Annotated in this window: 14 protein-coding genes; 7 read left to right on the top strand and 7 right to left on the bottom strand. The window is 72.2% G+C overall.

The window, feature by feature from the left end:
- The first annotated feature begins 162 nt into the window (after window positions 1-162).
- A complete protein-coding gene (locus tag HNR57_RS13025; protein ID WP_313673688.1) occupies window positions 163-861 on the top strand; it encodes an O-methyltransferase in 699 nt (232 codons plus the stop codon).
- A gap of 119 nt (window positions 862-980) precedes the next feature.
- Here the strand turns inward: HNR57_RS13025 and HNR57_RS13020 are convergent, their stop codons facing one another.
- Window positions 981-1,148 carry a DUF3117 domain-containing protein gene (locus HNR57_RS13020; RefSeq protein WP_003966491.1) on the bottom strand — a complete coding sequence of 56 codons (168 nt, stop codon included), beginning with the start codon at window positions 1,146-1,148 and terminating at the stop codon, window positions 981-983.
- Window positions 1,149-1,527: 379 nt separating this feature from the next.
- Here HNR57_RS13020 and chcB point away from each other — a divergent pair, with 379 nt between their 5' ends.
- On the top strand, window positions 1,528-2,337 hold the full coding sequence (gene chcB, locus HNR57_RS13015) for a 2-cyclohexenylcarbonyl CoA isomerase (RefSeq protein ID WP_446696902.1): 810 nt from the start codon (window positions 1,528-1,530) through the stop codon (window positions 2,335-2,337).
- Window positions 2,338-2,406: 69 nt separating this feature from the next.
- Here the strand turns inward: chcB and HNR57_RS13010 are convergent, their stop codons facing one another.
- Both HNR57_RS13010 and HNR57_RS13005 read right to left on the bottom strand, forming a co-directional pair.
- Window positions 2,407-2,994: a DNA-3-methyladenine glycosylase I gene (locus tag HNR57_RS13010; protein ID WP_184559930.1), complete on the bottom strand. Its 588-nt coding sequence runs from the start codon at window positions 2,992-2,994 to the stop codon at window positions 2,407-2,409.
- On the bottom strand, window positions 2,991-3,380 hold the full coding sequence (locus HNR57_RS13005; protein WP_184559929.1) for a DivIVA domain-containing protein: 390 nt from the start codon (window positions 3,378-3,380) through the stop codon (window positions 2,991-2,993). The genes HNR57_RS13010 and HNR57_RS13005 overlap by 4 nt, the downstream gene beginning before the upstream one ends.
- A gap of 144 nt (window positions 3,381-3,524) precedes the next feature.
- Here HNR57_RS13005 and folP point away from each other — a divergent pair, with 144 nt between their 5' ends.
- Complete coding sequence (gene folP, locus HNR57_RS13000) at window positions 3,525-4,385, top strand: dihydropteroate synthase (RefSeq protein ID WP_184559928.1); 861 nt, start codon at window positions 3,525-3,527, stop codon at window positions 4,383-4,385.
- A gap of 95 nt (window positions 4,386-4,480) precedes the next feature.
- Here folP and HNR57_RS12995 read toward each other — a convergent pair whose 3' ends face one another.
- Together HNR57_RS12995 and dapE are read right to left on the bottom strand one after the other, a co-directional pair.
- Window positions 4,481-5,239, bottom strand: coding sequence for an LOG family protein (locus tag HNR57_RS12995; RefSeq protein ID WP_184559927.1), 759 nt, complete (start codon window positions 5,237-5,239; stop codon window positions 4,481-4,483).
- A gap of 119 nt (window positions 5,240-5,358) precedes the next feature.
- Entirely contained in the window at window positions 5,359-6,438 is a 1,080-nt protein-coding gene (gene dapE / locus HNR57_RS12990) for a succinyl-diaminopimelate desuccinylase (RefSeq protein ID WP_184559926.1), read from the bottom strand.
- 85 nt (window positions 6,439-6,523) lie between these two features.
- Between dapE and HNR57_RS12985 the strand changes: the two genes are divergently transcribed.
- Window positions 6,524-7,504, top strand: coding sequence for a VldE C-terminal domain-containing protein (locus tag HNR57_RS12985; protein ID WP_184559925.1), 981 nt, complete (start codon window positions 6,524-6,526; stop codon window positions 7,502-7,504).
- A gap of 346 nt (window positions 7,505-7,850) precedes the next feature.
- The gene (locus tag HNR57_RS12980) at window positions 7,851-8,297 is read left to right on the top strand and encodes an ATP-binding protein (protein WP_184559924.1); all 447 of its coding nucleotides are present in this window, start codon (window positions 7,851-7,853) and stop codon (window positions 8,295-8,297) included.
- A gap of 72 nt (window positions 8,298-8,369) precedes the next feature.
- Here the strand turns inward: HNR57_RS12980 and HNR57_RS12975 are convergent, their stop codons facing one another.
- Both HNR57_RS12975 and fdxA read right to left on the bottom strand, forming a co-directional pair.
- The gene (locus HNR57_RS12975) at window positions 8,370-9,461 is read right to left on the bottom strand and encodes a bifunctional succinyldiaminopimelate transaminase/glutamate-prephenate aminotransferase (protein ID WP_184559923.1); all 1,092 of its coding nucleotides are present in this window, start codon (window positions 9,459-9,461) and stop codon (window positions 8,370-8,372) included.
- Window positions 9,462-9,582: 121 nt separating this feature from the next.
- Window positions 9,583-9,903: a ferredoxin gene (gene fdxA / locus HNR57_RS12970; RefSeq protein ID WP_003973842.1), complete on the bottom strand. Its 321-nt coding sequence runs from the start codon at window positions 9,901-9,903 to the stop codon at window positions 9,583-9,585.
- Between the two features lie 140 nt (window positions 9,904-10,043).
- Between fdxA and HNR57_RS12965 the strand changes: the two genes are divergently transcribed.
- A complete protein-coding gene (locus HNR57_RS12965; RefSeq protein WP_184559922.1) occupies window positions 10,044-11,072 on the top strand; it encodes a GNAT family N-acetyltransferase in 1,029 nt (342 codons plus the stop codon).
- Between the two features lie 17 nt (window positions 11,073-11,089).
- Window positions 11,090-11,941 (top strand): transglutaminase family protein, encoded by an 852-nt coding sequence (locus tag HNR57_RS12960; RefSeq protein WP_184559921.1) that lies wholly within the window; start codon window positions 11,090-11,092, stop codon window positions 11,939-11,941.
- Window positions 11,942-11,977 lie beyond the last annotated feature (36 nt).

Below are 11,977 nucleotides of genomic sequence, written 5' to 3'. Positions count from 1 at the left end.
AGCCACCTCGCCCGTTAGGACCGGATAAGCGGTTTTACGAGAATTTGATCTGGGCTGATACGCCTCGTACTGCTGCGTCGGCACTTGCTCGGTGTCCTGGTCCACCGCTCGCCCCCCGTCCCGGCCCGCGCCACTTGCTCATCCCTTTAAACGACCGGTCCCATCTGCGGGTTCCCGTGCCCAACGGATACAGTCACGCCCAGGCATTCACGGGGACAGGAGAGGGTCATTACCGGCAACCGGCAGACGAGCTGGGCGTTCGCCGACGCCTATGTCGCCGAGGACGAAGCGCTGCACTGGGCCCGGGACCGGGCCCGTGAGGCAGGGCTGCGCTCGGTGACGCCCGGCACGGGCGCCGCGCTGCGGTTGCTGGCCGCGTCCGTCGACGCGAAGGCCGTCGCGGAGATCGGGACCGGTTGCGGTGTCTCCGGGATCCACCTCCTGCACGGTATGCGGCCGGACGGTGTTCTGACGACCGTGGACCCGGAGCCGGAGCACCAGCAGTTCGCCCGCCAGGCCTTCCGCGCCTGCGGCTTCGCCAGCAACCGGGCCCGCTTCATCCCGGGCCGGGCCCTGGACGTGCTGCCCCGCCTCGCGGACGCCGGTTACGACCTGGTCTTCTGCGACGGTGACCGCCTGGAGGTCATGGAGTACCTCGCTGAATCGTTGCGGCTGCTGCGCACCGGCGGGCTGGTCGTCTTCGAGGGCGCCTTCGCGAACGGCCGGACCGTGGACTCGGGTCCGCAGCCCACGGAGGTGCTGCGGCTGCGCGAGCTGCTGCGCGCGGTGCGCGAGAGCCAGGAGCTGGTGCCGTCCCTGCTGCCGGTGGGCGACGGGCTGCTGTGCGCGGTGAAACGCTGAACCGGGCGGCACGTTAGCGGAGCCGAAGCCGGGGCAGGCGAGTGCCATCGGTGAGAAAACAGCCGCCCCGGCATCACAGGTGATGCCGGGGCAACTGAAAGGGTATGGTCGCTTGCGCGTCAGCCGACGACCTTCTTGAGGGCGTCGCCGAGCGCGTCGGCCTCGTCCGGGGTCAGCTCGACGACGAGCCGACCGCCGCCTTCGAGCGGAACGCGCATGACGATGCCCCGCCCCTCCTTGGTCACCTCGAGCGGGCCATCACCCGTCCGCGGCTTCATGGCCGCCATGCTCGTTCCCCTTCCTGAAACCCAGCTCATCGTCAAAGCCGACGGCCCCTGAGAAGGGCACACGTGCGGTTCCTTGTGGCAGGACACGCGACACCGGCATCGAACACATTGCTTCCAAGCCATTATCCCGCATCCCAGGACCCGATGACCAACATCAGTAGGCATCGCTTGGGCAACGCACGCGAGCAAAACCACTCAATTCGGCGATGAGACTGCGATACTCCGCCACCGTTCACACCTCCGGTGAACCGATCCGGACGACATTTCTTTGACGCAGGTCACACGTCCGGTCCGGTTCCCCGCCCGCGATCTCCGTCATGCTGTCCTGCAGACCCGGGACGTACCGGCCGGTACGTCCCCGATCCGCGACCCGGAGGGGATACGCATGACCGACACCGTGCTCTACGAGGTGAGCGACGGACTCGCGACGATCACGCTGAACCGCCCGGAGGCGATGAACGCGCTGAACGTGGCGGCCAAGGTCGCCCTGCGGGAGGCGGTCGAGTCGGCGGCGGGCGACGGCGCCGTACGGGCGGTGCTGCTGACCGCCGCCGGTGACCGGGCGTTCTGCGTCGGGCAGGACCTCAAGGAGCACATCGGGCTGCTGGTCAAGGACCGGGAGACGGGCTCCCGGCAGACCATGAACACGGTCCGGGACCACTACAACCCGATCGTGCGGGCGCTGGCCGGGGCGGCCAAGCCGGTCGTCGCCGCGGTGAACGGGGTGGCGGCCGGAGCGGGCTTCGGCTTCGCCCTCGCCGCTGACTACCGGATCGTGGCGGACACGGCGGCGTTCAACACCTCCTTCGCCGGGGTGGCGCTGACCGCCGACTCGGGGATCTCCTGGACGCTGCCGCGGGTGATCGGCCCGGGCCGGGCCGCCGACCTGCTGCTCTTCCCGCGGAGCATCAGCGCGCAGGAGGCGTACGAGCTGGGCATCGCCAACCGGCTGGTGCCGGCCGGTGACCTGCGGGCGGAGGCCGAGAAGGTGGCGCGGGCGCTGGCCGAGGGCCCCACGGTGGCGTACGCGGCGCTGAAGGAGTCGGTGGCGTTCGGGCTGACGCACTCCCTGGAGGAGGCCCTGGAGAAGGAGGACGAGCTCCAGACCCGGGCCGGCTCCTCCGAGGACCATGCGATCGCGGTGCAGGCCTTCGTCAACAAGGAGAAGCCGAAGTATCTGGGCCGGTGAGCCCGGGGCGGCAGCGCCGCTGCCGGCAGCGGGCGCGTGGGGGGCTCGTCGCGCAGTTCCCCGCGCCCCCTATGTGGCGCTTCTGGCGACGCAGGTCTCCAGGTGATCGTCGACCAGGCCGCACGCCTGCATCAGGGCGTACGCCGTCGTCGGGCCCACGAAGCGCAGGCCCCGCTTCTTCAGGGCCTTGGACAGGGCCGTCGACTCGGGGGTGACGGGCGGGACGTCGGAGAGGGTCCTCGGGGCCGGACGGCCGGCCGGGTCGGGGGCGTGGGACCAGATGAGCGCGTCCAGTTCGCCCGGGGACCACTCCGTCAGCGCACGCGCGTTGGCGAGGGTCGCGTCGATCTTGGCGCGGTTGCGGATGATGCCGGCGTCGGCCAGGAGGCGCTCGCGGTCGTCGTCGGTGAAGGCGGCGACCGAGGCGATCTTGAAGTCGGCGAAGGCGGCGCGGAAGCCGGGACGGCGGCGCAGGATCGTGATCCAGGACAGGCCGGACTGGAAGGCCTCCAGGCTGAGGCGCTCGAAGAGCGCGTCGTCGCCGTGGACCGGGCGGCCCCACTCCTCGTCGTGGTACGCCACGTACTCCGGGGCGGACAGGGCCCAGGGGCAGCGCAGCCCGCCGTCCGGGCCGGCCAGGGCGGCGCCGTCGCTCACGGCCGGTCCTCCTTCCCGGGGGCGGGCTTGTCCATGGACACGTGGTTCTCCCCGGACGGGTGCACCGGCCCGTGGGCGGGGCCCGACCGGGCTCCGGCCAGGGCCGACTCCAGGTCGGCGATGCGGGCGTCGCGCTCGGCGAGCTCGGCGCCCAGGCGGCTGAGGGCGTCGTCCACGTCCGCCATGCGGTAGCCGCGGGCGGCGAGCGGGAAGCGCAGGCCCTCCACGTCCGCGCGGTCGACGGGGCGGTCCGGGGGCAGCGGGTCCCGCAGCCGCTCGGGGGCGGCCTCGGGCAGCGGGCCGTTCTCGCCGCCGCCCACCACGGCGAGCGTCACCGCGCCGACCACGACGGCGAGCGCGACGACCAGGAACAGGAACATAACCATCGCGGGGCCCCCACGGTCGGATGGATCGGACTCCCCGGGAGTCCGCCGAGTCGGATGTTGTCAGGCTCCGATCGTGCCATGCGAGTCCGACAGTTAGGGTCGCAGGCGGCGGAAGACGGGACGTACCAGGAAAGGTCACAGCGGATGCTCAGGCTGGGCAGGCGGGAATTCGGGACGCACGAGCCGGTGATCATGGCGATCGTGAACCGCACCCCTGACTCCTTCTACGACCAGGGCGCCACCTTCCGTGACGAGCCGGCCCTCGCGCGCGTGGAGCAGGCCGTCGCCGAGGGCGCCGCGATCATCGACATCGGCGGGGTCAAGGCCGGGCCGGGCGAGGAGGTCACGGCCGAGGAGGAGGCCCGCCGGACGGTCGGGTTCGTCGCGGAGGTGCGGCGGCGGTTCCCGGACGTGATCATCAGCGTGGACACCTGGCGGGCCGAGGTCGGCGAGGCCGTCTGCGAGGCCGGCGCCGATCTGCTGAACGACGCGTGGGGCGGGGTCGATCCGGGGCTGGCGGAGGTCGCCGCGCGGTACCGGGTGGGCCTGGTGTGCACGCACGCGGGCGGGGCCGAGCCGCGGACCCGGCCGCACCGGATCGAGTACGACGACGTCATGGCGGACATCCTGGACGTGACGGTCGGGCTGGCCGAGCGGGCGCTCGCGCTGGGGGTGCCGCGGGAGTCGATCATGATCGATCCCGGCCATGACTTCGGGAAGAACACCCGGCACAGCCTGGAGGCGACGCGGCGGCTGGACGAGATGGTCGCCACGGGGTGGCCGGTGCTGGTGTCGCTGTCCAACAAGGACTTCGTGGGCGAGACGCTGGACCGGCCCGTGAAGGAACGGGTCGTGGGGACGCTGGCCACGACGGCGGTGTCCGCGTGGCTGGGGGCGCAGGTGTACCGGGTGCACGAGGTCGCCGAGACGCGGCAGGTGCTGGAGATGGTGGCGACGATCGCGGGGCATCGGGCCCCTGCCGTTGCCCGGCGCGGGTTGGCCTGACCGAGGTACCAGGGGGCTCCGCCCCCTGGCCCCCCGGATCTATGCCCACCCGCCGCCCGACACGGTCGGACAGGAGGCCGGGCTCGAAAAGACCCCTACCTGCCCGCCTCCTTCGACACCAACGCCACCGCCTCGTCCACGTCGTCCGTCACGTGGAACAGCAGCAGGTCCTTCTCCGCCGCCTTGCCCTGGGCGATCACCGTGTTGCGGAGCCAGTCGACCAGGCCGCCCCAGTAGTCGCTGCCGAACAGGACGATCGGGAAGCGCGTGACCTTCTGGGTCTGGACGAGGGTGAGGGCCTCGAAGAGTTCGTCGAGGGTTCCGAGGCCGCCGGGCAGGACGACGAAGCCCTGGGCGTACTTGACGAACATCATCTTCCGGACGAAGAAGTAGCGGAAGTTCAGGCCGATGTCGACGTACGGGTTCAGCCCCTGCTCGAACGGCAGCTCGATGCCGAGGCCGACCGAGACGCCCTTCGCCTCCAGAGCGCCCTTGTTGGCCGCCTCCATCGCGCCCGGGCCGCCGCCCGTGATGACCGCGAAGCCGGCGTCCACCAGGCCCCGCCCCAGCCGGACCCCCGCCTCGTACTCGGGTGAGTCGGCAGGCGTCCGGGCCGATCCGAACACGCTGATCGCGGGCGGCAGTTCGGCGAGCGTGCCGAAGCCCTCGATGAACTCCGACTGGATGCGCAGCACGCGCCAGGGGTCGGTGTGGACCCAGTCGGAGGGGGCCCGCTCGTCCAGCAGCCGCTGGTCGGTGGTGCTGGCCTGCACCTGGTCCCGCCTCTGGAGGACCGGCCCCAGGCGCTTTTCCTCCGGCGGCTGCTTCTTCCCCTCGGGGTTGCCGGTCGCCATGTGCGCTCCCTCCGTCGTGCCTGTCTTTCCACCTCAGCGTAGATCTACGCGGGTTACGAACGAGGGACGTGAGCATGTCCGCGATGAAGCGCCGTAAACACGACGGCGCCCCGGTGGGGTCAGGCGGTCAGCCAGTTCCGCAGGCGCTCCTCGCCCGCGAGGATCTTGGCGATCTCCACGCGCTCGTCCCGCTTGTGCGCCAGGTGGGGGTTGCCGGGGCCGTAGTTGACCGCCGGGACGCCGAGCGCCGAGAAGCGGGAGACGTCCGTCCAGCCGTACTTCGGCATCGGGGTGCCGCCGACCGCCTCGATGAACGCCTTCGCCGCCGGGTGGGACAGACCGGGCATCGCCGCGCCGCTGTGGTCGACGACCTCGAACCCGGTGACCCCGCAGTCCGCGAAGACCTCCCGGACGTGGGCGACGGCCTCCTCGGGGGTGCGGTCGGGCGCGTAGCGGAAGTTGACGGTGACGACGCACTCGTCGGGGATGACGTTGCCGGCCACTCCCCCGGCGATGCCGACCGCGTTCAGGCCCTCGCGGTACTCCAGGCCGTCGATGACCGGCCAGCGGGGTTCGTAGGAGGCCAGGCGGGCGAGGATCGGGGCGGCCGCGTGGATGGCGTTGGAGCCCATCCAGCCGCGCGCCGAGTGGGCCCGCTCTCCGGTGGTCTTCAGCAGCACCCGCAGCGTGCCCTGGCAGCCGCCCTCGACCTGGCCGTCCGACGGCTCCAGCAGCACCGCGAAGTCGCCCTCCAGCCACTCGGGGTGCGTCTCGGAGACGTGCTTGAGGCCGTTCAGCTCCGCGGCGACCTCCTCGTTGTCGTAGAAGACGAAGGTCAGGTCGCGGTTGGGGGCCGGGACCGTGGCCGCGATGCGCAGCTGGACCGCGACGCCCGACTTCATGTCGCAGGTGCCGCAGCCCCACAGGACGCCGTCCTCGTCGAGGCGGGAGGGGACGTTGTCCGCGATCGGGACGGTGTCGATGTGCCCGGCCAGGATCACCCGCTCGGAGCGCCCGAGGTTCGTGCGGGCGACGACGTTGTTGCCGTACCGGTCGACCGTCAGGTGGGGCAGGGCGCGCAGCGCGGTCTCGATCGCGTCGGCGAGGGGCTTCTCGGTGCCGCTCTCGGAACGGAAGTCGACGAGCCGGGCGGTGAGCTCCGCGGCGTCCAGCGTGAGGTCAAGCGAGGTGTCGGCCATGCCGTCGACCCTAACGCGCCAGGCCCCGGCCTCACTCTCCACACCCGGCACATGCCACTCCGTACTCTCCAGTACCTTGTACCGCGTGCCAGAGCAGTCCTCTCCCAAGCGCCGTGGCCGCCTCTTCCGATGCGGAGCCGCCCTCGTGGCCCTGCTCGCGGTCGCCGGGTACCTCGTCGTGCAGTACGTCACCGGGGGCTCGGGCGGACCGGGCTGCAAGGTCGTCTCCGGCAAGGGCGACGGGGCGTCGTACGAGTTCACGCCCGAGCAGGCGGTCAACGCGGCCACCATCACCGCCGTGGGGACCGCGCGCGGTCTGCCCGAGCGGGCCGTGACCATCGCGCTGGCGACCGCGCTCCAGGAGTCCGCCCTGCGCAACATCAGCCACGGCGACCGGGACTCCCTCGGCCTGTTCCAGCAGCGGCCCTCGCAGGGCTGGGGCACGCCGAAGGAGATCATGGACCCGTCGTACTCGGCCGGTGAGTTCTACGACCACCTGGTCAAGGTGCCCGGCTACACCCGGCTGCCGCTCACCGTCGCCGCGCAGCGCGTGCAGCGCAGCGGCTTCCCGCAGGCCTACGCCAAGCACGAGCCGGACGCCGCGTTGCTCGCCGCCGCCCTCACCGGACAGTCCGCGGCCACGCTGACCTGCGAGGGCCGCCCGGCCGCGACGCGGGCCTCGGGCCCGGACGGGGTGCGTGCCGCGCTCGTGCGGGACTTCGGGCGGGATGTGCTGGAGCCGGCCGGTGCCGCGGTCAACGGCTCCTCGGCGGCCACGCCGACCCCCTCCGCGAGCGCGGCGGACGGTTCCGGCGGGCGCACCGTCACGCTTCCGGTGGACGCCGACACGCCCTCCGGCGGCGGGCGGAGCCTGGACCAGCGCGGCTGGCAGCTGGCGCACTGGGCCGTCGCCAACGCCTCCGAGCTGCACATCGCCCGGGTCACCTACGCGGGGCGGGAGTGGGTCGCCGGGAACACCGCGAGCCAGTGGCGGGAGCCCTCGGCGGAGGGCACCGCGGGTGCGGAACGGAACGCCGACGCGGTCCGAATCGTCACGATGCGCTAGATCGCGCAGGGGTGCGGGGACTCACCCCGGGGGGTTACCCGCGCGGCCCGGCGGCGACGGAGTGCGCAGGTTTTCGCACCCTCACCCGGGCCACCGGGAGAACCCTTGGGAGCACAGGGCTGGAAGGATTCGGCGGGGTTCTCGCGAAGGCCTCTTTGACCGTTTTCGTCCGCAGCCGATAATGCGACGCATTACCAACTCTTTACGTTGCGCCGCCGCAACCTTCGCGGGCTTCGAGCGGTAGTCACTGCGTCCGAGCCGGGGTGATCCACAGCCAGTCGATCAACTGCCGGACCCGGTCGGACAGTTCACGAAGGTCACTGTTCTCTCCCGTCGAAGGAGCACCATGTCCCTCCCCCTGACCCGCCGGATCGCCCGTGCCGCGCTGATCGTCGCTGCGGGAGCGGCTGCCGGGGTCGGCGCGGCCGGCTCCGCCAGCGCGGCCCCCGAGCTGCCCGCCACCCCGAACCTCGGGGGCCTGACCGCCGTGGACGGGGCCAACGCCGGCAACACCGCCGACGGTGCGGCTCAGAACGTCACCGAGTCCGCGGGTGACACCGGCGGCAAGACCCTCAAGAAGGCGGTGCCGGCCGCGGGCAAGACCGGTGGCAAGACTGTCAAGGAGACCACCCCCGTGGCGCAGAAGGCGGCCGGTGACGCGGCGGGCTCCGCCGGGCAGCTCGTCGGCGACACGGCCGGTTCGGCCAAGGGCGGCCGGCCCACGGACTCCCTGACCAAGGGTGGCGTGCCGTCCGCGGACACCCTGCCGGGGAAGAGCCTGCCGGTCGGCTGACGCGTCGGCGTCGTGACCGCGAAGGGGTCCGGGGAACTCCCCCGGACCCCTTCGCCGTGTGCCCGGCGGCGGTCACAGACGCTGTACGGCCGCCGCGACCCGTTCGTCCGTCGCCGTCAGCGCCACGCGGACGAACTCCGCGCCCGCGGGGCCGTAGAAGTCTCCGGGCGCCACGAGGATGCCGCGCTTGGCGAGGTGGTCGACCGTGTCCCAGCAGGATTCGCCCCTGGTGGCCCACAGGTAGAGGCTGGCCTCGCTGTGCTCGATCCGGAAGCCGTGGGTGACGAGGGCCTCGCGCAGCAGCTCACGGCGGGACGCGTAGCGCTCGCGCTGGACTCGGACGTGGTCGTCGTCGCCGAGGGCCGCGACCACCGCCGCCTGCGTCGGAGCCGACGTCATCATGCCGCCGTGCTTGCGGATCTCCAGCAGCGGCCCGAGGACCGCCGGGTCGCCGGCCAGGAAGGCCGCGCGGTAGCCGGCGAGGTTCGAGCGCTTGGAGAGGGAGTGCACGCAGACGATGCCGTCGTACGAGCCGCCGTTGACGTCCGGGTGCAGGACGGAGACCGGGTCGGCCTCCCAGCCCAGCTCCAGGTAGCACTCGTCGGAGAAGAGCAGGATGCCGTGCGAGCGGGCCCAGGCGACGATCCGGGTCAGCTCCTCCTTGGAGAGGACCTTGCCCGTGGGGTTCGACGGGGAGTTCAGCCAGAGGAGCTTCAGGCCGTCGGGGTCCAGCTCCGTCGGGTCGTCGTAGGCCTCGTACTCGGCACGCGCCAGCCGGGCGCCGACCTCGTACGTCGGGTAGGCCAGGCGCGGGTAGGCCACCCGGTCGCCGGGGCCGAGGCCCAGCTGGGTCGGGAGCCAGGCGACGAGCTCCTTGGAGCCGACGATCGGCAGCACGTGGCGGTGGGTGACGTCCCGGGCGCCGAGGCGGCGCTCGACCCAGCCGGTGATCGCGTCGCGCAGTTCGGGCGTGCCCCAGACGGTCGGATAGCCCGGCGAGTCGGCCGCGGCCACCAGCGCTTTCTGGATCAGCTCGGGCACCGGGTCGACCGGGGTGCCGACGGACAGGTCGACGATGCCGTCCGGATGGGCGGCGGCCGTGGCCTTGTACGGAGTCAGCTTGTCCCAGGGGAAGGTGGGGAGGCGGTCGGAGACTGCGGACACGGGTTCTGGCTCACTTTCTGGTACGTACGAGCCGGTCACGGCAAACGCCTCGGCCCCGTACGGCGATCAGCGGGCTGATCGGGCCGTACGGGACCGAGGCGGCACGGAATGCGGGCCGCTCTTACTGGTTCTGCGGCGGCAGCGCGGCGACGAAGGGGTGGTCGCGCTCGATCAGCCCCAGCTTGCTGGCTCCGCCGGGCGAACCGAGCTCGTCGAAGAACTCGACGTTCGCCTTGTAGTAGTCCTTCCACTCCTCTGGAGTGTCGTCCTCGTAGAAGATCGCCTCGACCGGGCAGACCGGCTCACAGGCACCACAGTCGACGCATTCGTCCGGGTGGATGTACAAGGACCGCTGGCCCTCGTAGATGCAGTCGACCGGGCACTCCTCGATGCACGCCTTGTCCTTGACGTCGACACAAGGCTGCGCGATGACGTAGGTCACGCTGTCGTTCCTCCTCGATAGGGCGCTGGCGGGCCTCCTCAGGCTCCGCCGCCTGGCGCGCGGGAGCGCGGCGTCGTCGATGCCCGCCCCTAGTATCTCCGTTCCTGGGCATGATCCGAACAGGAGGGGTGAACTGACCTGTGGAAATCTCTGCCGCCGGGCGACTCGAGGTCCGTATCACCGCTGCTGACGTGGGCAAACGGGTCTCCGTACGGAGCTTGATCGAACATGAGGCTCCGGGTGAGAAGTTCACCGACACGGTCGGTGTTCTCACATCATGGGACAACGGTGTGCTGCTGATCACACGGAAGAGCGGCGAGAGCGTCCGCATCGCGGAATCCGCGCTGGTCGCGGGCAAGATCGTGCCCGCCGCTCCGGCGCGTCGCCGCGGTCCGGCCGCCTCCTACGAGGAGCTGGCCCGGGTCGCCGCGCGGGCCTGGCGGCCCGTGGAGAGCGAGCGGCTCGGCGGGTGGGAGCTGCGGGCCGCGTCCGGGTTCACGCGGCGGGCCAACTCGGTGCTGCCGCTGGGCGCGCCGGACCTGCCGCTCGACGAGGCCCTGGACGCCGTGCGGCGCTGGTACGGCGAGCGCGGACTGCCCGCCTACGTCCAGACCGCGACCGGCGCCGAGGGCACGCAGGAGCTGCTCTGCGCCGAGCTGGAGCGGCGGGGCTGGGTGCGGGAGGTGACCGCCGAACTGTGGATCGGGCCGCTGGCGCCGATCGCCGACCGGGGTGACCCGGCGGGGGTCGCGCTGTCCCGGGAGGCCGGCGAGGGCTGGCTGGCCCGGTATCAGCGCAAGGGCGTGAGCGAGGTGGCGCTGCGGGTGCTCCGGAGCGGGCCGTCGGTGTGGTTCGCGACCGTTCCCGGGGCGGCCGAGGGGGCGCCTCCGGCCGCCATCGGGCGGTGTGTCGTCGACGGTCGGTGGGCCGGGTTCGCCGCCGTCGAGGTCGATCCGGCGCTGCGGCGGCAGGGGCTCGGCACGGCCGTGATGGCCGCGCTCGCCCGGCAGGCGCTCGACGAGGGCGCGTCGGCCGCGTGGCTCCAGGTCGAGGCCGACAACGCGGGAGCGCGGGCGCTCTACGCCGGAATGGGCTTCACCGCGCACCACGCCTACCACCACTACCGGTCGCCGGAAGACCGCGGCACGGCCGGTAACCGATCGTCGTGAGAGGGCACGAGCCAGATATGCGTCCCCCGTACCCCCCGCCCCCCGAACGGTCCGCCGAGCTGCGGCGGCGGTTCGCCGAAGAGGCCCGGTCCGAGCGTCCCGATCTGTCGGCGCTGTGCCTGCTGGTGGGCGCGGCGGCGGACGGGGAGCTGGACGAGGCGGGCCTGGATGCCGCGCAGGTCGAGCTGGACCGGCTGGCCGGGCTGCTGCCGTTCCGGCCCGGGGGGCCGCGGGCGTGGGCGGTGGCCCTGCGCGAGCTGCTCGGTGAGCGGATGGGGTTCCACGGCACCCCCGGCGACTACCAGCGCCTGGAGTCCTCACTGCTGCACGAGGTGCTGGTGCGGCGCAGGGGGCTGCCGATCCTGCTGTCCGTGGTGTGGATGGAGGTGGCCCGGCGGGCCGGGGCGCCGGTGTACGGAGTGGCCCTGCCGGGGCATTTCGTGGTCGGGTTCGGGCCCGACGAGGGGCAGGTGCTGGCGGATCCGTTCGACGGCGGGCGGGTGCTCACGGGGGCGGACGCCGAGTTGCTGGTCGTCGGGGCCACGGGGGCGGGGGTCGATCCGTCGATGCTGCGGCCGGCCGATCCGCTGGATGTGGTGCTGCGGATCCTGAACAACGTGCGGGCGTGGGCCGCGGCCCGTCCCGAGCGGTCGGACGTGGCGTTGTGGGCGGTGGAGTTGTCGTTGCTGCTGCCGTCGCATCCGGCTCGGTTGCGGTACGAGCGGGCGCAGTTGCTCGTGCAGCGGGGGGAGTTCGTGGGCGGGGCCCTGGAGTTGGAGGCCTATGCGGAGGTCGTCTCGGCGGTGGACGAGGGGGCCGCGGAGCGGGTGCGGGGGGAGGCTTTGGCGGCCAGGGCGATGCTCAACTGACGCCTTCTCGCCATAGGTGTTCCGTGGTCGCGGGCG

Origin of the sequence: Streptomyces paradoxus, from assembly GCF_014202475.1 — a bacterium.
Classification (GTDB): Bacteria; Actinomycetota; Actinomycetes; order Streptomycetales; family Streptomycetaceae; genus Streptomyces; species Streptomyces paradoxus.
This window is presented reverse-complemented; position numbering and strand designations above follow the sequence as displayed.